19 protein-coding genes and 1 tRNA gene are annotated in these 18,950 nt (G+C 58.6%); 11 read left to right on the top strand and 9 right to left on the bottom strand.

Features of this window, described 5'->3' with window-relative positions; translation table 11 throughout:
- Positions 1 to 254: 254 nt before the first annotated feature.
- Together msrQ and msrP are read right to left on the bottom strand one after the other, a co-directional pair.
- The gene (gene msrQ / locus ACR0DL_RS15275; protein WP_170399980.1) at positions 255 to 869 is read right to left on the bottom strand and encodes a protein-methionine-sulfoxide reductase heme-binding subunit MsrQ; all 615 of its coding nucleotides are present in this window, start codon (positions 867 to 869) and stop codon (positions 255 to 257) included.
- Positions 870 to 873: 4 nt separating this feature from the next.
- Positions 874 to 1,776: a protein-methionine-sulfoxide reductase catalytic subunit MsrP gene (gene msrP, locus ACR0DL_RS15270; RefSeq protein ID WP_170352004.1), complete on the bottom strand. Its 903-nt coding sequence runs from the start codon at positions 1,774 to 1,776 to the stop codon at positions 874 to 876.
- A gap of 306 nt (positions 1,777 to 2,082) precedes the next feature.
- On the opposite strand from msrP, the gene ACR0DL_RS15265 reads away from it, so the two are divergent.
- The gene (locus ACR0DL_RS15265; protein WP_170352005.1) at positions 2,083 to 2,988 is read left to right on the top strand and encodes an alpha/beta hydrolase; all 906 of its coding nucleotides are present in this window, start codon (positions 2,083 to 2,085) and stop codon (positions 2,986 to 2,988) included.
- A gap of 47 nt (positions 2,989 to 3,035) precedes the next feature.
- On the opposite strand, the gene clpB is transcribed toward ACR0DL_RS15265, so the two are convergent.
- Together clpB and ACR0DL_RS15255 are read right to left on the bottom strand one after the other, a co-directional pair.
- Positions 3,036 to 5,654, bottom strand: coding sequence for an ATP-dependent chaperone ClpB (clpB, locus tag ACR0DL_RS15260; RefSeq protein ID WP_170414866.1), 2,619 nt, complete (start codon positions 5,652 to 5,654; stop codon positions 3,036 to 3,038).
- A gap of 129 nt (positions 5,655 to 5,783) precedes the next feature.
- Positions 5,784 to 6,104, bottom strand: a complete 321-nt coding sequence (locus tag ACR0DL_RS15255; protein ID WP_170352007.1) for a hypothetical protein — start codon at positions 6,102 to 6,104, stop codon at positions 5,784 to 5,786.
- Between the two features lie 150 nt (positions 6,105 to 6,254).
- Between ACR0DL_RS15255 and pyrF the strand changes: the two genes are divergently transcribed.
- Positions 6,255 to 6,959 carry an orotidine-5'-phosphate decarboxylase gene (gene pyrF, locus ACR0DL_RS15250; RefSeq protein ID WP_170352008.1) on the top strand — a complete coding sequence of 235 codons (705 nt, stop codon included), beginning with the start codon at positions 6,255 to 6,257 and terminating at the stop codon, positions 6,957 to 6,959.
- 358 nt (positions 6,960 to 7,317) lie between these two features.
- The gene (locus ACR0DL_RS15245; RefSeq protein ID WP_480689955.1) at positions 7,318 to 8,571 is read left to right on the top strand and encodes a DNA polymerase IV; all 1,254 of its coding nucleotides are present in this window, start codon (positions 7,318 to 7,320) and stop codon (positions 8,569 to 8,571) included.
- A 2-nt stretch (positions 8,572 to 8,573) separates the two neighbouring features.
- On the opposite strand, the gene ACR0DL_RS15240 is transcribed toward ACR0DL_RS15245, so the two are convergent.
- Positions 8,574 to 9,434, bottom strand: a complete 861-nt coding sequence (locus tag ACR0DL_RS15240) for an N-formylglutamate amidohydrolase (protein WP_480689953.1) — start codon at positions 9,432 to 9,434, stop codon at positions 8,574 to 8,576.
- Positions 9,435 to 9,582: 148 nt separating this feature from the next.
- On the opposite strand from ACR0DL_RS15240, the gene ACR0DL_RS15235 reads away from it, so the two are divergent.
- The 8 genes from ACR0DL_RS15235 to ACR0DL_RS15200 all read left to right on the top strand — a co-directional run bounded on the left by ACR0DL_RS15235 (position 9,583) and on the right by ACR0DL_RS15200 (position 13,879).
- Positions 9,583 to 9,657, top strand: a tRNA-Val gene (locus ACR0DL_RS15235).
- A 91-nt stretch (positions 9,658 to 9,748) separates the two neighbouring features.
- Positions 9,749 to 9,874 carry a type B 50S ribosomal protein L36 gene (gene ykgO / locus ACR0DL_RS15230; RefSeq protein WP_008755722.1) on the top strand — a complete coding sequence of 42 codons (126 nt, stop codon included), beginning with the start codon at positions 9,749 to 9,751 and terminating at the stop codon, positions 9,872 to 9,874.
- A 182-nt stretch (positions 9,875 to 10,056) separates the two neighbouring features.
- The gene (locus ACR0DL_RS15225; protein ID WP_170352011.1) at positions 10,057 to 10,434 is read left to right on the top strand and encodes a hypothetical protein; all 378 of its coding nucleotides are present in this window, start codon (positions 10,057 to 10,059) and stop codon (positions 10,432 to 10,434) included.
- A complete protein-coding gene (locus ACR0DL_RS15220) occupies positions 10,424 to 10,939 on the top strand; it encodes a hypothetical protein (RefSeq protein ID WP_480689951.1) in 516 nt (171 codons plus the stop codon). Before ACR0DL_RS15225 ends, ACR0DL_RS15220 begins: the two co-directional genes overlap by 11 nt.
- Positions 10,940 to 10,968: 29 nt before the next feature.
- A complete protein-coding gene (locus ACR0DL_RS15215; protein WP_480689949.1) occupies positions 10,969 to 11,532 on the top strand; it encodes a hypothetical protein in 564 nt (187 codons plus the stop codon).
- A gap of 141 nt (positions 11,533 to 11,673) precedes the next feature.
- Entirely contained in the window at positions 11,674 to 12,690 is a 1,017-nt protein-coding gene (locus tag ACR0DL_RS15210) for a Fe(3+) ABC transporter substrate-binding protein (RefSeq protein WP_170352060.1), read from the top strand.
- A gap of 119 nt (positions 12,691 to 12,809) precedes the next feature.
- Positions 12,810 to 13,364 carry a helix-turn-helix transcriptional regulator gene (locus ACR0DL_RS15205; protein ID WP_170352061.1) on the top strand — a complete coding sequence of 185 codons (555 nt, stop codon included), beginning with the start codon at positions 12,810 to 12,812 and terminating at the stop codon, positions 13,362 to 13,364.
- Positions 13,361 to 13,879: a GNAT family N-acetyltransferase gene (locus tag ACR0DL_RS15200; protein ID WP_170352014.1), complete on the top strand. Its 519-nt coding sequence runs from the start codon at positions 13,361 to 13,363 to the stop codon at positions 13,877 to 13,879. Before ACR0DL_RS15205 ends, ACR0DL_RS15200 begins: the two co-directional genes overlap by 4 nt.
- Positions 13,880 to 13,893: 14 nt before the next feature.
- Here ACR0DL_RS15200 and ACR0DL_RS15195 read toward each other — a convergent pair whose 3' ends face one another.
- From ACR0DL_RS15195 to nadA, 4 genes are all read right to left on the bottom strand, one after another.
- The gene (locus ACR0DL_RS15195) at positions 13,894 to 15,138 is read right to left on the bottom strand and encodes a molybdopterin molybdotransferase MoeA (RefSeq protein WP_480689947.1); all 1,245 of its coding nucleotides are present in this window, start codon (positions 15,136 to 15,138) and stop codon (positions 13,894 to 13,896) included.
- A gap of 271 nt (positions 15,139 to 15,409) precedes the next feature.
- Positions 15,410 to 16,258 carry a carboxylating nicotinate-nucleotide diphosphorylase gene (nadC, locus tag ACR0DL_RS15190; RefSeq protein ID WP_170361978.1) on the bottom strand — a complete coding sequence of 283 codons (849 nt, stop codon included), beginning with the start codon at positions 16,256 to 16,258 and terminating at the stop codon, positions 15,410 to 15,412.
- On the bottom strand, positions 16,255 to 17,820 hold the full coding sequence (locus ACR0DL_RS15185; RefSeq protein ID WP_480689945.1) for an L-aspartate oxidase: 1,566 nt from the start codon (positions 17,818 to 17,820) through the stop codon (positions 16,255 to 16,257). Before ACR0DL_RS15185 ends, nadC begins: the two co-directional genes overlap by 4 nt.
- Positions 17,821 to 17,828: 8 nt before the next feature.
- The gene (gene nadA, locus ACR0DL_RS15180) at positions 17,829 to 18,881 is read right to left on the bottom strand and encodes a quinolinate synthase NadA (protein WP_480638652.1); all 1,053 of its coding nucleotides are present in this window, start codon (positions 18,879 to 18,881) and stop codon (positions 17,829 to 17,831) included.
- Positions 18,882 to 18,950 lie beyond the last annotated feature (69 nt).

Here is an 18,950-nt window from a genome sequence, read left to right as displayed (position 1 = left end):
CTCTCCTGAGCGTCTCCGCCGTCTCCAGCGTCCCAACACCGCCTCAGCAGCGCCGGTGAAGGGGGTTCTAAGGTTTACCCAAACAACCCGCAAGAGGAAAATTCGACAAACTCGCAAAAAACCGCAGATTTAAATTTTACCCATATAAATCATAAGCTTAAATAACGACACACTCCACGAAACCCGCAACACGCAGCGCATCCCACCTCGAATCTCAGCTTTTGAACAGGGTTACCCATAGACTCAGCGCCGAGTCAGATGGAATCGGCCTGACGCGACCGAGTCAGCACACCGGATATAGGCAAACGCAGTAGCAACAGGCCGACGATTGCAGACAGATAGACCAGCGGTTCAATCTGGAAGCCCTTGGCCAACATGACATAGTGCAGCCCACCCAGAATCGCCGCGGGAAACACCAGGCGCTGCAAGCTGCGCCATCGCGGACCCAATTTCCGCACCGACAGATTGTTCGACGTCACCGCCAACGGCAGCATCAAGACAAAAGCGGCCATGCCGACCGTTATATAAGGGCGCTTAACGATATCCGCCCAAATCTGGCTGGGCACCTGCACATCCAACACAAGCCACACCAACAGATGCAGCGTGACATACGCAAAGGTCAGAACCCCAAGGGCGCGGCGGAACTTCAGCAGGTTCAGGCCGATGAATCGCCGCAGTGGAGAAATCGCCAGCACACCAATCAGAAGCTGTAACGCCAACTCTCCGTAACGATGCTCCAACGCCTCTATCGGGTTTACGCCCAATCCGCCTGTCAGCCCCTGGTAAAACAACCAGGGCGCTGGAAGCGCCCCAATCAGGTAGACCGCCCAAGCGGGAATACGGCGTAATATATGATTCACCTGCTGCATAGACTTAATAGTATTGCGAAAGATCCATGCCTTCGTACAGCCCGGCGACCTCGTTCTCATAGCCGTTGAACATCAGGGTTGGGATACGCTTGGCAAAGAGACCGCCGCCGATTTCACGTTCCGAGGCTTGCGACCAGCGCGGATGGTTCACGTTCGGGTTCACGTTACTATAGAAGCCATACTCACGTGGCGCCGACATGTTCCAGCTGGTGGGTGGCTCTTCTTCTGTCAGAGTGATCCGCACGATCGACTTGATCGACTTGAAGCCGTATTTCCACGGCACCACCAAACGCAGCGGCGCACCATTCTGGTTTGGGATCGGCCGATCATAAATACCCGTCGCCATGATGGTCAGCGGATGCATCGCCTCATCCAAGCGCAGACCCTCGCGGTAAGGCCACTCCAGAATCGGGTAGCGCACGCCCGGCATCTCATCGGGGATCAAGGCGGTTTCAAAGGCCACGTATTTGGCCCCTTCCTGAACACCTGCCATGTTCAGAAGATCAGCCAGTTCGAACCCGTTCCACGGGATCACCATCGACCAGGCCTCGACACACCGGAAACGATAGATGCGTTCTTCGACCGTCATCTCGGACATGATATCCTTAAAGTCATAGTCGCCCGGATTGTCGACCAGACCGTCGATCTTAACACTCCATGGTTCGGTGGTCAGCGCACCGGCATATTTGGCAGGATCATCCTTGCCGGTCCCGAATTCATAAAAGTTGTTATAAGACGTGATCTCTTCCCAGGTGTTCGGCTCCAGCGCTTCTTGCGCCGCCGCGCCGCGCGCCATCCCCGCCAGTCCGACACCTGCCAGCCCGGCCATAACCTGACGCCGGTTCAAAAACGCCGCCCTTGGGGTGACGTCCGCATGTGTCAATGTATTGGTCCAGCGATGCGCCATGTATGTCTCCGTTGTCAAAACACCTCGGGTATGAGGTAGATCGCTGATAGCACAGTGCCAAGGTAATGAGCGTCACGATTGAGCGACGAGATTGTAACGTAGTCGCCTGTAAGCGTGGGCTTCAGAACGTTCCCAACCAAGCTAAGCTTTGCAATTCAGGCCCGGAACGTGCAGGCTTTGCAATGGATCGACAGACGTAGTGCGGTGTTTTTGGGGAAACCGTCAAAGCATACCTGCATCCATTAGATCCCTTGCGCCTGCTGACATTGCGATATCAATGGTATGAACCACAGAAAAAACAAACCTATGCCCGCCCCCGCCGCAATCAGTGCCAAGGCTGCATCTTATGCCGAACAAGCCGCAATTCGGGATCTAACGCAGCCTCTTCCCGAAATGCGGGCTATGTTGCGAGAGGATTACGCAGACAGTTGTACCGCAGCCGTAGAAATGTCCGGCGTTGCACTGTCCGATGAAACAATTGGCGGTGTGCGTTGCATGGTTATCACTCCTGCCGAACCGCGCTCTGGCCGCAGGTTGGTCTATCTGTTCGGCGGCGGCTTTACCCTTGGCAGCCCGTTTGAGGATTTGCCAATCTCAGCCTGGCTGGCGGCCAAGACCGGCGCGGTTGTGATTGCACCGGACTATCCCTTGGCCCCCGAAGCGCCATACCCGGCGGCCCTTGATGCCTGCACCGCAGTCATCTCGTCTGTACTGGCCGAAACGCCTGGGGCTTGCCTGTGTGGAGAATCTGCCGGGGGAAATCTTGCATTGGCTGCAGTCCACAGAATGCGCGCAAATGGCGTTCCGTTACCAACGGCACTGGCCCTGCTTTCACCTTTTGTCGACCTGCAGAACAACGGGGACAGCGGACTGGCAGATCGCGACCCGTTTCTAAATCAGTCTGAAATCGACTTTTTCCGTGACTGTTATGTTGGCAAAGAGGTCGACCTGACAGCCCCTGACGTATCTCCGATTTACGGCCTCTTCGACGCAGACTTTCCACCCGTCTTTCTGACTTCGGGAACCCGCGATCATTTGTTGAGCGGTTGCGTGCGTCTGGATCGCCTGCTGCGACAGGCCGGCGCCGACTGCACCCTGCGTGTATGGGAGGGCATGTGGCACGTGTTCGAGTTTTACCCGGAGATACCCGAAGCCGATGCCTCGCTGACGGAAATCGCTGTTTTTCTGAATGGGCATTTTGCCAAGGTGTAAAAAAAAACCCGCCAGTTTGGCGGGTCTTTCTGGTTTCCAATCTCAGATCAATGCACCACGGCATCGTCCGGGCGGGGTCGATCTGACGTGCCCAGCCTGTCACCGATGATCAGACCTTCGGCTCCGGTGGTCACCGGGACAGTCTCGCCGTCCTTGATCTCGCCGGCCAGCAGGGCTTCGGCCAATGGGTTCTGAAGCGCGCGCTGAATCACGCGTTTCAGCGGACGCGCACCAAAGACCGGATCATAGCCTTCGTTCGCCAGCCATTCCTTGGCACCATCGTCCAGTGCCAGCTCGATCTTGCGGGCGGTCAGACGTTTCTGCAGGCGTGCCATCTGGATATCAACGATGCCATCCATATCGGCCCGCTTGAGCCGGTCAAAGATGATCGTTTCGTCCAGACGATTCAGGAATTCCGGCCGGAAATGCGCCCGGACCGCATCCATCACGTCGCGTTTGGCCTGCGCACTGTCCGCACCTTCGGGCAACTGGCTGAGCGCCTGAGAGCCGAGGTTCGACGTCAGAATGATCAGCGTCTGCTTGAAGTCCACGGTGCGGCCCTGACCATCGGTCAGCACACCATCGTCCAGAACCTGCAGCAGCACATTGAACACATCCGGATGCGCCTTTTCGACCTCGTCAAACAGCACGACCTGATAGGGCCGACGCCGCACGGCTTCGGTCAGCACACCGCCTTCATCATAACCGACATAGCCCGGAGGGGCACCGATCAGACGGGCAACCGCGTGTTTCTCCATGAACTCGGACATGTCGATGCGCACCATCGCGTTGTCGTCATCGAACAGGAAGTTCGCCACGGCCTTGGTCAATTCGGTCTTACCCACGCCAGTCGGTCCGAGGAACAGGAACGAACCCAGCGGGCGACCCTCATCATTCAGGCCAGCACGTGCACGGCGCACGGCGTTGGCCACGGCAGTCACCGCCGCATCCTGACCGATCACGCGGGAATGCAGATCGTCTTCCATCCGCAGCAGCTTCTCGCGCTCACCTTCCAGCATTTTCGAAGTCGGGATACCCGTCCAGCGTTCGACCACCGAAGCGATCTGTTCCGGACGCACCGTTTCCTCGGCCATCATGGCGTTGCTTTCGGCGTTTTCGGCCTCAGTCAGCTTTTTCTCAAGCTCGGGGATGACGCCGTAGGACAGTTCACCCGCCTTGGCGAGGTTTCCTTCGCGCTTAGCGATCTCCAGATCGGCCCGCGCCTTGTCGAGCTGCTCCTTCAGATCACGCGCACCTGCCAGCTTATCGCGTTCGGCCTGCCACTGGGCGGTCATCTCGGCGGATTTCTCCTGCAGGTCGGCCAGATCCTTTTGCAAGGTTTCCAGACGATCCTTGGAGGCTGCGTCATCCTCAAGCTTCAGCGCTTCTTCCTCGATCTGCATCTGCAGAATCTGACGATCAAGTTGATCGAGTTCTTCTGGCTTGGAGTCTACCTCCATCCGCAGACGCGACGCCGCCTCATCGACCAAATCGATAGCTTTGTCAGGTAGGAACCGGTCGGTGATATAGCGATGCGACAGGGTCGCCGCCGACACCAGTGCCGAGTCCGAGATGCGCACACCGTGGTGCAGCTCATACTTCTCTTTAATACCGCGAAGAATGCTGATGGTGTCCTCGACCGTCGGCTCCTGCACCATCACTGGCTGGAACCGTCGCGCAAGGGCCGCGTCTTTTTCGACGTATTTGCGGTACTCGTCCAGCGTGGTTGCACCGATACAATGCAGTTCACCCCGTGCAAGCGCGGGCTTGATCAGGTTGGCGGCATCCATCGCACCGTCGGATTTACCGGCACCGACCAATGTGTGCATCTCGTCGATGAACAGGATAATCTCACCGGCGGCCTCGGTGACCTCGGTCAGAACAGCCTTGAGGCGTTCTTCGAATTCACCGCGGTACTTTGCACCGGCGATCAGCGCGCCCATGTCCAGCGCCAGCAGTTTCTTGTCCTTCAGCGATTCCGGCACATCACCATTGATAATGCGCAGGGCCATACCTTCGGCAATCGCGGTCTTACCGACGCCGGGTTCCCCGATCAGAACCGGATTGTTCTTGGTACGACGCGACAGAACCTGCATTGAGCGACGGATTTCCTCATCCCGTCCGATGATCGGGTCGATCTTGCCCTCGGCTGCAGCCTCGGTCAGGTCGCGCGCGTATTTTTTGAGCGCGTCATAGCCCTCCTCCGCCGACGCACTGTCAGCGGTGCGGCCCTTACGAATATCGTTGATCGCTTCGTTCAGCTTTTGCGCAGACACGGCTCCGGCGTCCAAAGCGTCCTTGGCTTTGGATTTCACCATGCACAACGCCATCAACACACGTTCGACCGGCACAAAGCTGTCGCCCGCTTTGGTGGCAATCTTGGCGGCCTCGTCCAACACCTTGGCGGTCTGGCCGTCCATGTAAATCTGGCTTGCGTCGCCGCTGACCTTCGGGATTTTGGCCATCGCAGCATCCAGCGCCTCGACCACGCGGTTCGGCGCGCCACCTGCACGTGTGATCAGGTTGCTGGCCAGCCCCTGATCGTCATCCATCAATGCTTTCAAAATATGTGTGGGCTCCAACCTCTGGTGCCCCTCGCGCAGCGCAATCGTCTGCGCCGCCTGCACGAACCCCCGTGCCCGCTCGGTGAACTTGTTCAAGTCCATAGCATTCTCCTTTATCTCAAGCGCCCTGAATGTGATGCGCCCGCTTGGCGGCACGCTTCGGTCTGGGCCTCACATTCAATCTGGGAAATATCTTTGACGGTTCAAGAGGCTAAGCCGCAGAATCCGCACTTAACGGCGCGGTACGGAATAGACTGTATACCCTCCGGTTTTTGCGACTTGCCGTGCATTATACATGTCGACCAATGATTGCGCCGCATCGCTGCCTGAGGGGCAGGACACAAGATCAGCCGCGTCATCCAGAAAATCGACGGTAAAGGCCGTTTCGCCGGTTAACTGGCAATCATCGTCGGTCGAACGATAGCCGCGCACAAGGCGCAGGTCCTGATTGGTCGGGGATCTGATGACCGTATCTGCGGCCTCTGGCTGCAACGGCATTTGCTGACAGCCAACCAAAGACAAAACAAACCCCACACCCGCAAACTGTTTCATGAGTCCCCCATCTTAAATGTTCTTTGTAACGGGAGGACCATAGCACACTCAGTCATGAGGAATGCGACTTCGATCAAACATCGGTCCTGCATGGACACAAGGCGCGGAACCCGTTAGGACGCAGACGTTTGCCAAAAAGGAGCTTGCCCCATGTCCGATGACCGCCTGATCGTTGCCCTTGATGTTCCAAACGCCTTGCAAGGTCTGGCCATGGCCGAGCGGCTGGGCGATGCCGTATCTTTCTACAAGATCGGGCTGGGTATGCTGACCGGGGGCGGGCTGGCCCTGGCTAATGAGCTGAAACAGGATCACGGCAAGCGCATTTTTCTGGACATGAAGCTGTTCGACATCGGCAACACAGTGGAAAACGCTGTGCGCGGGTTAGCACAGTTCGATCTGGATTTCCTGACCGTGCATGGTGATCCCCATGTGGTACGCGCCGCGAAAGAGGGTGCTACGGGCAAGGACCTTAAAATCCTCGCCGTGACCATCCTGACCTCGCTGAACCGCGACGATCTGGATGCCAGCCTGCTGAAAGAGGGCAACGTGCAGGAACTGGTGGTCGAACGTGCGGCACGCGCGCTAGAGGCCGGGGCCGATGGCGTCATCGCCAGCCCGCAAGAGGCCGCGCTAATCCGCGCCCTGCCCCAGGCCGAAGGTCGTCTGATCGTTACTCCAGGTGTCCGACCAGCAGGCGCAGCATTGGGCGATCAGAAACGTGTGGCCACCCCGGCCAGTGCAATCAGCGACGGTGCCGATCACATCGTTGTTGGCCGCCCGATCTATCAGGCACAGGACCCAAAAGCCGCAGCCCAGGCGGTTCTTGCTGAGTTAAATTCCTTGACACATCACTGACAAGTGCCACCAGATCAGCGAATTTCCGCGCAGAAACGGCTTGCAACCAGTTGACCTAACGTCACTTTCCGGCCCAACCGTGCCAAATCGCCGCTGTGCCCCAAAACACACATGAAAAATACGAGTTTCTCATGTGTGACCTCGGTCCTATCGAAATTGGCGGTTTTGCGCGATTCTAGGGGTGTGATACTCCCCGCGGACCCTCTCTTCCTGAGGTCCGTCACCTCCCCCCGCCACTTCGCGGGGGGTCTTCTTTCGGACATGACCCTGCTTTCAGTAATCGCTGGCATTTCGTGCCACACCTGGGGCTGGTATAAGGAAACCACTAATTGAATCGCATGAAAGGCGGGAAGATTTCATGCCCGGTCTCTGCCGAGATTGCCTGACCACATTGACCGACGAACGGCGCTGCACTGCCTGCGGCAGCCCGCGGATCAAGGCGCATCCCGAGCTGTTTGATCTGTCCATCGCACATATGGATTGCGATGCCTTCTATGCTTCGGTCGAAAAGCGGGACAATCCCGAGTTGGCCGACAAGCCGGTAATCATCGGCGGCGGCAAACGCGGCGTGGTGTCGACCGCTTGTTATGTGGCGCGCATTCGCGGGGTGCGGTCGGCCATGCCGATGTTCAAAGCCTTGCAACTGTGCCCCGAGGCGGTGGTGATCAAGCCGCGCATGTCGGTCTATGCCGAAGTGTCGCGCGAGATTCGCAAGATGATGGACGAACTGACCCCGGTGGTCGAACCGCTGTCGCTGGACGAGGCGTTCATGGACCTGTCCGGCACGCAGCGCCTGCATGGCGCGCCGCCTGCCGTTATGCTGGCGCGGCTGGTTGGGCGGATGAAGGATGAGTTGGGCGTGACCGGCTCTATCGGGCTGTCGCACAACAAGTTTCTGGCCAAGGTCGCCTCGGACCTCGACAAGCCCCGCGGATTCTCGGTGATCGGAAAGGCGGAAACGGCTGAGTTCCTGTACGACAAACCCGTGCGGCTGATCTGGGGCATCGGCCCTGCCGCGCAGGAATCGCTGGATCGCGCGGGTATCCGCAGTTTTTCCGACCTGCTGCGCTGGGACCAAGAGGCGCTGACCGCACGGTTCGGATCAATGGGTTACCGGCTGTGGCATCTGGCGCGCGGGCAGGACAAGCGACGCGTCTCGGCCCATGAGCCGATGAAATCCATCAGCAACGAAACGACGTTTTTCGAAGATACCGCCAGTTTGGATATTTTGGATGGGCACATCTGGCGCCTTTCCGAAAAGGTGGCGGACAGGGCAAAGGCCAAAGGATTGGCCGGGCGTGTTGTCACCCTGAAACTCAAACGAGCCAATCACAAGATCATCACCCGGCGCATTTCCCTGCGCGATGCCACCCAGATTGCCGATCGCCTTTATCGCACGGCCCGTGGCCTTTTCGACCAGGTTGGCGATCAGGGGCCATATCGATTGCTGGGCGTTGGCTTGTCTGATTTGTGCCCCGAAGCGCAGGCCGATATATCGGGCGATTTGCTGGATCCCGGAGCAACTCAGCGATCACAGGCCGAACGCGCCACCGACGAGATTCGGCGCCGCTTTGGCAATGATGCAATTGTGAAAGGCCGCGCGCTGCGCTGAGCTTACTCGGCCGCCAGGCGGACCGGATCATCGCCAATGCTGGCGATTTCCTGAATGATGTCGCGCAGAATTTCTTGAAAAAGGGCAAAATTCTCATTCGGCACGATGTTGGCCTCGTCCATATAAAGCGCCCGGTCAACTTCGATCTGTACCGCATGTTGATGACGGGCGGGGCGGCCATAGGTCTGGGTCACATACGCCCCGGCAAAGGGCGCGTTACGTGCCACGTTCAGCCCGGCGGACACAAAGGCCGCTTCGATCCGATCCACAACCTCGGTCGAGGCGGACGCGCCAAACCTGTCCCCCAGCACCACATCTGGCCGCTTGGATTTCGCGTTGCTGGCCATGGCGACCGCCTCATGCGGCATCGAGTGGCAATCGATCAATATCGCCTGGCCGAAGACGTCGAGTGATTCGGCCAACAAGGATTTGAGACGTGCATGATAAGGCCGCCAGCAGGTGTCGATGCGCAGGCGCGCCTCGTCCATTGTCAGCTTGCCGCGATAGATCGCACGCCCATTGGCCACCACGCGGGGAATCACCCCCAACCCGGATGCCACCCGGGGGTTATGCCCGGAACGTCGCGCCCCTTGGACCAGTGCCGGATCCAGCTCCTCGGCACTGCGGTTCAGATCCAGATACGCCCGCGGCAACACTGCCGAGATCAACGGCGCGCCAAATTCAGCCGCCGCAGAAAACAGCTGATCTACAAAGGCATCTTCCGAGGATCGAATCACATTTTCACTTAGAACCGTGCGGTTCAACAGCGTTTGAGGGTAACTCCGACCACTATGAGGAGAAGAAAACACCACGCATGACGTGCGTCTGGCGGGCATGTCCAATACATAGGGGGCGTTCGGCATGGTGACTCCTTGTTCGCATTGAACATAGACCGGAAAATAGTTCTACCAAACCCCTTGAACCCCTTTGCGACTCCTTTTATAGACCCCGCTACCGGCGCGGGGTTCCGCGCCCCATTTCGTTATGGGGTAGGACAACGCAACGGGACGTGGGCGGTTAGCTCAGCGGTAGAGCACTTCGTTGACATCGAAGGGGTCACAAGTTCGATCCTTGTACCGCCCACCATGATTTCACTGTTCCGGGCTTCCGGGGCACCCGACTAACCCAGGCGCTGGCCACGTCCTTGATGAAGGCGCCGCAGATTGGAGACAGACCAATGAAGGTCAAGAACTCGCTCCGCTCGCTCAAGAACCGGCACCGTGATTGCCGTATTGTGCGTCGCAAAGGCCGCGTCTACGTGATCAACAAGACGCAGCGCAAGTTCAAAGCTCGTCAGGGCTAAGAACTGCACATAACCACTTAAAGAAACCGCGCCTTCGAGCGCGGTTTTTTTGTTTTCCAAATATTTTTTTCGCCTGTGTCTAGCCCGGCAAGGGGCCAGGCATGTTTGAATTTGATATTTCGCGTTGTGATAGAGCGTTCTCGTGTTAACGTTCTCCGGATTTTCGATGACGGGAGGTCAACTTGGCCGACGGTGAAATACTCGGAACGACCCTGACCGATATGGTCGCGGATATTGGCAGGAGCGTGGCGCAAGCCGCCGAGCAACTAAGCCTCGACCAGTTGAACGCCCTGAAGAACTACCCGCAGGAGCTTCGCGACATGGGCATCCCACCGGTTTTCTATCACATGCAGGATGTCGATGTGGAATTGAAAGTCGTAATGGAGATGAGCACTAAGACGGAAGAAGGCAAGCGGCCCGCAATCATCTCGATCTTCATGGGACCGAAGTTGACCCAGACCGATACGGTCGACACCAAAAGCGCATCGACCATGCGCATGCGCTTTGCTCCGGGCCCAGTAGATGACAACAGGTCACCAGAGGACACCGATGGCACGTAAGACAGTTAAGGCCCCCAAGAGGCCACCTATTGATGTACGCGTCACCGAATTGCCCGAAGCCTTTGCGACACTGTTGCAGTCACTTGCTGACCGTCTTACCGCAATGGAGCAGCGCGAGACCACTTTGCTTCAAACAATTTCGGACCTGCAGAATCGGATTGACGATCTGGAAGAAGGCGGCGGCGGCATGCTGATGGGCACGGGGTCTCCGGTAACAAACCCGTTGGCCCAGGGTCGGTCAGAAATGAATTCGGGCGACGAAGACACTCAGGTTGTCGACGCTCAGGAATTTTCACAGGCACTGGGCGAACAGATTCTCGCCGGTTCAGACGGAAGCAGCGAGTTTACCATCGACAATGTAAAGGTCGAGGCCGTGGTCGGGCTGGGCCAAGATGGCAATAAGGCACAGATCGCAACCAACGCCAAGAAACAGGCGGTCAGCCAGAACGCATCGAAAGTTACGTTTTCGGTCCGAAGGCGGTCAAAAACGAAAATCATCGAGTGAACACAAATTTTTCAAAAGGAGTTTGAACAATGAGTATCGGGCAAGAACTGCTGAACGTTCCCTTTGCAGAAATGGTTCAAAAGCTGGCACTTTCGGTCGCTGAATCACAAAGCGAGTTGGATCGTCATTCGACCGACATGGCTAAATATATGGCCGACCAAAAAATCCTGCTTCCCGATCTCTCCAATCCCGACGGCCCCGCCAAAGAATTCAGCCTCGTGTCGATGGGATTCCTCCCTGCATTCTATGCGGTGCAGGAGGCCGAGATAGAGGTCAAAATGGCGATCTCGATGACCAAACAGACCGAAAAATCAGGTGGCGCTTCAGTGAAAGGCGGCTGGGGGCCCGTGGCGGCCCAGGTCAACGCCAGCTATTCCTCGCGCTATGCCTATAGTCAGGAAGGTGCAAGCAGGTTGACCATCAAACTCGCACCGGCCGATCCGCCGGTCATGCTGCAAAAATACATGGAAGCTGTAACTCAGGCCATGCTGACCAAGGAACCGGTACTCAGCGACGATCCCGAACCTGAGCCGGCGCCGTCACCCGCACCACCGCAACCGGAAGGAAGACAGAGCAAACAGCGTCGATCCTGACAGCAAGTGCGCAGCAGGAAAGGCGAGCGACATTTTGACCAACTAAATTTGTCAGATTTCCTTGCATCCCCCTCAGAATCGTTTAATTGACCAAATCAGTCGGGTTAATGCCCGCCACGATTTTCAATGTTGGGACAAATGATGCTGAAATCCTCTACCTGCGTTGCCGCCGCTCTGATGGCTTTGGTTGCTACCTCTGCCGCCGCCGAAGGTGAACTGAACCTGTACTCGTCACGCCACTACGACACCGACGAACGTCTCTATTCTGATTTCGAAGAGGCGACCGGCATCACCATCAACCGTATCGAAGGCAAGGCCGACGAACTCATTGCACGGATGGAAGCTGAGGGCGCCAACTCGCCCGCGGACATCCTGTTGACCGTAGACACCTCGCGTCTGGCGCGGGCCAAAGACGCGGGCATTTTGCAACCGGTCGACAGTGCAGTGCTCGAAGAACGTATCCCTGCCAATCTGCAAGACAATGACAACCAATGGTTCGGCTTTTCGCAGCGTGGCCGCATTATCTTTTTCGACAAAGAAAACGTAGCCAACCCGCCGGCCACCTACGCCGATCTGGCGAAACCTGAATACAAGGGTCTGGTCTGCATCCGCTCGTCCAGCAACACATATAACCAAACGCTTCTGGCATCGATCATCACCCACGAAGGACCTGAAGCCGCCAAAGCCTGGGCCGAAGGCATCGTCGCCAACATGGCGCGCGATCCGCAGGGCGGCGACACCGACCAGCTGCGTGGCATTGTTTCGGGCGAATGTGATATCGCCGTGTCGAACACCTATTACTTTGCCCGCGCCATCCGCAAAGATGTCAAAGGCGTTTCGTCGGAAATCGACTCAATCGGCTGGGTGTTCCCTAACAACGACAGCACTGGCGCGCACATGAACCTGTCCGGGGCCGGTGTCGCCGCGAATGCACCGAACAAGGACAATGCGGTCCTGTTCCTGGAATACCTGGCCAGCGACTCGGCCCAGCAATATTTCTCGGCCGGCAATGACGAGTTCCCGGCGGTGAACGGCGTCGCACTTGCGGACTCGGTCAAGTCACTGGGTGAGTTCAAGGCAGATGAAGTGAACCTGTCCGAGGTCGCCAAGAACCTTCCTGAAGCGCAAAAAATCTTCAACGAGGCTGGCTGGAAATAACCCAGTGCACGAGACCTTAACACTTTGAAGGGCGCAGAAATTTCTGCGCCCTTTTTTATTGCATATTACATATTTTTGCAGAATAATCTCTATAATGAACGATATTCTCACATATGAACATGCTGGATGATCTCTCGAACCGCCTCGCCAACCGTCTGAACGAACTGCGCCGGAGCCATGGGTGGTCACTGGACCAACTGGCCGAACACAGCGGCATTAGCCGCGCCACGCTTTCGCGGATGGAAAAGGGCGATGTCAGCCCGACCGCTGAAACGCTGGGGCGGCTCTGTGCAGCTTTTGGCCTGCCGATGTCGCGTCTGCTGATGATGGTCGAAGACAGTTTCGACCCTCGCGTACCGTTCGAACGGCAACCCGAATGGCGCGACCCGGAAACCGGATTTACCCGTCGCTCGGTATCTCCGCCCGCCACTGGGCTTAGCGGAGAGGTGCTGGAAGGTCACCTGCCCCCCGATGCGATAATCACGTACGATGCGCCACCAAAACCTGGGCAAGAACATCACCTGATCATGTTGGACGGCGCGCTGAAACTGACCGTAGACGGCGTTGCCCATGATTTGAATGGCGGCGATTGCCTGCGCTATCACCTTGCGGGTCCCACGCGGTTTGAAACAACGCCCGCGCGTGGGGCACGGTACCTACTGGTGCTGATATGATTACACGCATCGACGATTGCAGCTTTGACACCGCCTTGGACGACCTGACCGATATCCTGCACGCTTGTGTACAGGACGGGGCCAGTATCGGGTTCATCCTGCCCTTTTCATCGGATCAGGCCCGCTCCTATTGGCAAGACCGGGTGCGGCCCAACGTACAGACCGGCTCGCTGGACCTGTTCGTCTTTCGTGAAAACGAACGCATTGTGGGCACGGTGCAATTGATCCCCGCGACGATGCCCAACCAGCCACATCGGGCCGATGTGGCCAAACTGCTGGTTCACCCCAGCGCCAGACGCCGGGGTTTGGGGCGGGTCTTGATGGCGGCGCTTCAGGACCGGGCTATCCAGCTGGGCCGTACCTTGCTGGTGCTTGACACACGCAGTACAGACCCGTCACGCATCCTGTATCAAAGCCTAGGCTTTCAGATCGCCGGAGAGATCCCGGACTATTGCCGCAATCCGCTTGAGGACCGGCTAGAGCCTACGACCTATATGTACAAAAACCTAAGTTGATCCGGGCATCTGTTTCAAAAACGAAGAAACGGCAACTTATGACCTTGTGGCAGCGTTTCGGTTTCCGCAGGGATGACTGCAAGACCATCCGCCTGTGCAAGCGTCGCAACCCGGCCGCTATATGAAGGTGCCATCAAACGCAGCCGTGGAACGCCGTCGGAAGTCGTGTCGTCGATCATGACCGGACGGTATTCCTGACGCCCAGCGTGGCGCTGCAGCGGTTCGGCCAGCACCGCCTGTTCCGGGGTTGGCGGCGTAGGACGCAGACCAGCCCGACGTGCCATCATGTGCGACCCGATGATCTGCCATGTCACAAAAGCCGAAACCGGATTGCCCGGCAGCCCGACATAAAGCGCGTCGCCGCGCCGACCGAAAATGATCGGCTTACCCGGTTTCATGGCCACCTTCATCACGTCAATCTGGCCGCCAATGGCTTCAAACAGGCGCGGCATGTGATCTTCATCCCCCACCGAAACACCACCCGTTGTGACAATGAGATCGGCATCATCGCAGGCCTGCCGCAACACCTGCTCCAGCCGCTCGGGGTCATCTGCGACCGGGCCTATATCCATCAGATCAATCCACGGCTTGTTCAGCAAAGCCCGCAGCATATAGCGGTTCGAGTTGTAAATCTGGCCCGGGCCCAGCGGTTCACCGGGTTGTTGCAGCTCATTACCGGTGGAAAAAAGGGTGACCTTCAGCTTCCGGAATACATTCACATCGCCATACCCGGCCGAAGCCAGTGCTGCAGCTTCGCGCGCGGTGATCTCGCATCCTTGCGACAGGATCGGGGCACCGGCCTTCAAGTCCTCCCCCGCGCGGCGGATATGTTGGCCAGGTTTGGGACGGCGGGTAAATCGGATACCTCCGGTGGTGGCCTCGCAATCCTCCTGCATCAGCACGGCGTCGAAATCGGTGGGCACCGGGGCACCGGTAAAAATGCGCAAGGCCGCACCCGCTGGCGTACCATGGGCACCGCTGTCCCCGGCGGCGATGCGTCCCGCCACCGGCAGGTTGAACACGGGCCCTTTGCCCAGATCAGCCGTGCGGACGGCAAAGCCATCCATGGCGGAATTGTCGAAGGCGGGCATGTCCACTTTGCTGGTGCAATCCTTAGCCAACATCCGACCCGTCGCATCGATCAGGGACACGGTTTCGGTCTCGGCAATCGGATCGGCAACGGCCAGTCCGCGAGCCAAAGCCTCTGTCACCGTCAGATACATCCGAGCGTGCTGGTCGCAACCACATCCATCAGCCATTTGAGCCCTCCAACCGGTCAAACACCTCTTCCAACCCAGCGCGTTCAACGCGAGCCTCTTCTTAGTTGGAGCTTGGGCCGCCGAAAGCCATCACACCCCCAAACTGCCCATGAGCACGGCAATCAGGATTGCACAGCCCGGCCAGCGATATGCCCCCAATGAACAACACTGGCGCAGAGCCGTCATTGACATAGGTCACTATCACTATTCGCGGGCGGTCAGAGGGAATGGCACCGGAGCGGCCCCCATCCGCGAGAGGGTTTGAGTTGGTTCAGAAATCCAGCCCGATATCGATAGTGCGATAGGAATGAGTCAGCGCCCCGGATGAAATGTAATCCACGCCGGTTGCCGCCACGGCGGCCACGGTGTCGCGGCTGATGTTGCCCGATGCCTCGGTCACGATCCGACCGTCGACCAGTGCCACCGCCTGTTTCAATGTCTCGGGTGGCATGTTGTCCAGCAACACGACATCGGCCCCGCCGACCTCCAGCACTTCGGCCAGTTGGTCCAGCGTGTCCACTTCGATCTCGACCTTCATCATGTGCGAGGCGCGGGCCTTGGTGGCCTCAAGCACGGCGCGCACCCCACCGGCTGCGGCGATGTGGTTGTCCTTGATCAGGATCGCATCGGACAGGGAAAAGCGGTGATTGAACCCGCCACCATGCAGAACCGCTTGTTTTTCGACAATACGCAGGCCGGGCGTGGTCTTGCGGGTGCAGGTGATGCGAGCATTGGCGCCTTTGGTCTCGGCCACCAGCGCCGCCGTCGCGGTCGCCACCCCGGCCATGCGCCCGGCATAGTTCAGCGCCACCCGCTCACCCGACAGGATCGAAGCGGCGCTGCCCTCAATTTCCATCAACGTATCACCTTTTGTGCAGCGTTGGCCGTCGGCGATGTGGGTGGTGACATGCAGTGTCGGGTCGACCAGACGGAACGCCAGCGCCGCCACCTGCATACCCGAGACCACCGCATCCTCGCGCGCGTTCAGCCGGGCAGAATAGGTGGCATCTGCAGGGATTACGGTCAGGGTGGTAACGTCGCCATTGGCCCCCAAATCCTCCATCAGCGCGGACCGTACCATCGGTTCAAGGATCAAGTCGGGCAAGGCCGGATATTTCATTCTGTGTCCTTTGCAATACGGTCCCGCAGGGCCAGCGCCTCGCTCAGCGTCAGGGCCGAGCGTTGGCCGGGGCCGGGAGTAAGATCAGGGAAATCGGATCGGGAATGGGCACCGCGACTTTCTTCGCGCAGCAGCGCGGCAGCCGCGATCAGGGTGGCGGTGGCGGTCATGTTCAGAAACAGATCAGAGCCCGCATGCCGGGATTCCAACGCCGCGATTTTCGTCAACGCTTGGCGCAGACCGGTACCGTCGCGCACCACACCTACATGTTCGGTCATGGTTTCGCGCAGGGCCGCCACGTCCCGTTCATTGATCGGCTCACCACCGGTGGTAAAACAAATGTTCACCTCAGCCGCGTCCTGCGGATTCACAGCGGTTGAAATGTCGCGCGCGCATGAGCGGGCAAACACCAACGCCTCAAGCAACCCGTTCGACGCCAGCCGGTTCGCCCCATGCAACCCGGTCGAGGCTGCCTCGCCGCACACCCACAGCCCAATCAGTGAGCTGCGCCCGGCCAGATCGGTCTCAACCCCGCCCATGTGATAATGCGCCGAAGCGGTCACGGGGATGGGGTCGGTCGCAGGATCGACACCGTTGCGCAAACAGGCCTCGGTGACCGCGGGGAATTGCCTAGCCATCTCGGCCCCGATGGCCTGGCGCGTGTCCAATGCCGGGCGTTTGCCCGCCTGCGCCTGCAGGTAAACGGCGCGCGCAACCGTGTCGCGGGGGGCCAGTTCCGCGTCAGGGTGGATGTCGGGCATAAACCGGTGGCCGGCGCTGTCGATCAGGATGGCACCGTCGCCCCGAAGCGCCTCGGTTGCCAGTGGCGTCGGGTCCTCGCCCACGTCGATGGCGGTGGGATGAAACTGTACAAATTCGGCATCTGCAATGCGCGCACCTGCGCGAGCAGCCATGCCGATCCCCTGCCCGCGGATACGTGCAGGATTGGTGGTTTGGGCATAAAGGCCCGAGGATCCCCCCGTGGCGAGAACATGCGCTGATCCGCGCAGCAATATCGGCGGCGCATTGGCGGCATCGGCGCGGGTCAGGTAAACGCCGGTCACTTGTGTACCGTCGCTTTCCAGCCCGACGGCCTGCGCGCCCTCGATCACTTGAATCGACGGCGTTCGGCGCACCTCCTCGATCAAAGCACGCATGATCTCGGTTCCGGCCTGATCGCCCTTGACGCGGACCACGCGGGCTGCGGAATGCGCGGCCTCGCGCGATTGCACGAACCCACCATCGGCGGTGCGATCAAACCCGGTGCCCAAGTCGGACAGATCATAAATATGTTCCGGTGCGGCATTGGTGACGAACTCGGCCACCTCGCGCAGGACCGACCCGGCCCCGGCGCGCATGGTGTCGTCCGCGTGCGCTTCGGGGCTGTCCGTCCGCGCCATGGCAGCGGCAACGCCGCCTTGTGCCCAGGCCGAGCTTGCACCCAATCCAAGCGGTTCAGGCGAAATCATCACCACAGGGCAAGGGGCCAGCTTCAGGGCCGCATAGACTGCCGCCAGCCCGGCGCCGATGATGACCACACGCGGCGTCTCAACGCTCTGCATGTCGCGGATCAAATACCCAGCTGGCGTGACAAGTCGATCATGCGTTGCACCGACAGGCGGGCCTTGTCCGCCACTTCGGCGTCAACCTCGACCTGCCCGGTCATGGTATCAAGCGCGAACAGCACCTTCTCCAGCGTGATCTTCTTCATGTAGGGGCACATGTTGCAGGGGCCCACAAACTCGACCTCGGGCAGTTCGTCGGCGATGTTTGAGGCCATCGAACATTCGGTGATCAGCAGCGCCTTTTCCGGTTTTTCATCGGTGACGTATTTGATGATACCGCTGGTGGAGCCCGAGAAATCTGCCTCGGCCACAACGTCCGGTGGGCATTCAGGATGTGCAATCAGGCGGGTGCCTGGATTCCATTCCCGGAAATCGCGCAAATCCTGCGGGCTGTATTGTTCATGCACGATGCACGACCCTTCCCACCAGACCACATTTTTCTGCGGCACATCGCGTGCCACGTTCTGCGCCAGATACTGATCCGGCGTCATAATGACCGTGTGACTGTCTTGCGCCGCAACAATCTGGGCGGCATTCGACGAAGTACAACAAATATCTGACGCCGCTTTGACCTCGGCCGTGGTGTTCACATAAGACACAACCGGCGCGCCTGGATACCGGCGACGCATTTCCTCGATCCCTTCGGCGGTGATCGATTCCGCCAGCGAGCATCCCGCCTCCATATCCGGCATCAGGACCGTCTTGTCCGGGCTAAGGATCTTGGATGTCTCGGCCATGAAATGCACACCGCATTGCACAATCACATCCGCCTCGACCTCGGTCGCTTTGATCGCCAGTTGCAGGCTGTCGCCGCCGAAATCCGAAATGCCATGGTAAATTTCGGGCGTCATGTAGTTATGGCCCAGAATGACCGCGTTGCGCTCGACCTTCAGGTCGTTGATCGCCTTGACATAGGGCGCATAGATCGCCCAATCGACGGGCGAGACCACGCGGGACATGCGGTCATAGATATCGCTCATGCTTGCGGCAAGCTCGGGCGATGGGGTCAGATCATATTTTTCGGAGAGATGCGCACGCTGCGCCGGTAGGTCGAACACGGGACTGTTTTTCTGCCTGATGGATTCGTGACGCACTTAATATGGGGTTTATCGTGGATTTACCACCAC

It is taken from the genome of Ruegeria sp. BB5 (genome assembly GCF_056539405.1).
The sequence above is the reverse complement of the archived record's forward strand: the minus strand, read 5'-3'. Positions and strand labels throughout refer to the sequence as shown.

Coding starts and splice junctions, on each gene's coding strand:
- ACR0DL_RS15200 (WP_170352014.1), top strand. CDS start 13,361: ATGATTACACGCATCGACGATTGCAGCTTTGACACCGCCTTGGACGAC.
- msrQ (WP_170399980.1), bottom strand. CDS start 869: ATGCAGCAGGTGAATCATATATTACGCCGTATTCCCGCTTGGGCGGTC.
- nadC (WP_170361978.1), bottom strand. CDS start 16,258: ATGAAATATCCGGCCTTGCCCGACTTGATCCTTGAACCGATGGTACGG.
- ACR0DL_RS15195 (WP_480689947.1), bottom strand. CDS start 15,138: ATGGCTGATGGATGTGGTTGCGACCAGCACGCTCGGATGTATCTGACG.
- ACR0DL_RS15245 (WP_480689955.1), top strand. CDS start 7,318: ATGCCCGGTCTCTGCCGAGATTGCCTGACCACATTGACCGACGAACGG.
- ACR0DL_RS15210 (WP_170352060.1), top strand. CDS start 11,674: ATGCTGAAATCCTCTACCTGCGTTGCCGCCGCTCTGATGGCTTTGGTT.
- ACR0DL_RS15205 (WP_170352061.1), top strand. CDS start 12,810: ATGCTGGATGATCTCTCGAACCGCCTCGCCAACCGTCTGAACGAACTG.
- ACR0DL_RS15240 (WP_480689953.1), bottom strand. CDS start 9,434: ATGCCGAACGCCCCCTATGTATTGGACATGCCCGCCAGACGCACGTCA.
- clpB (WP_170414866.1), bottom strand. CDS start 5,654: ATGGACTTGAACAAGTTCACCGAGCGGGCACGGGGGTTCGTGCAGGCG.
- ACR0DL_RS15215 (WP_480689949.1), top strand. CDS start 10,969: ATGAGTATCGGGCAAGAACTGCTGAACGTTCCCTTTGCAGAAATGGTT.
- ACR0DL_RS15255 (WP_170352007.1), bottom strand. CDS start 6,104: ATGAAACAGTTTGCGGGTGTGGGGTTTGTTTTGTCTTTGGTTGGCTGT.
- ACR0DL_RS15265 (WP_170352005.1), top strand. CDS start 2,083: ATGCCCGCCCCCGCCGCAATCAGTGCCAAGGCTGCATCTTATGCCGAA.
- msrP (WP_170352004.1), bottom strand. CDS start 1,776: ATGGCGCATCGCTGGACCAATACATTGACACATGCGGACGTCACCCCA.
- ACR0DL_RS15185 (WP_480689945.1), bottom strand. CDS start 17,820: ATGCAGAGCGTTGAGACGCCGCGTGTGGTCATCATCGGCGCCGGGCTG.
- ykgO (WP_008755722.1), top strand. CDS start 9,749: ATGAAGGTCAAGAACTCGCTCCGCTCGCTCAAGAACCGGCACCGTGAT.
- ACR0DL_RS15220 (WP_480689951.1), top strand. CDS start 10,424: ATGGCACGTAAGACAGTTAAGGCCCCCAAGAGGCCACCTATTGATGTA.
- pyrF (WP_170352008.1), top strand. CDS start 6,255: ATGTCCGATGACCGCCTGATCGTTGCCCTTGATGTTCCAAACGCCTTG.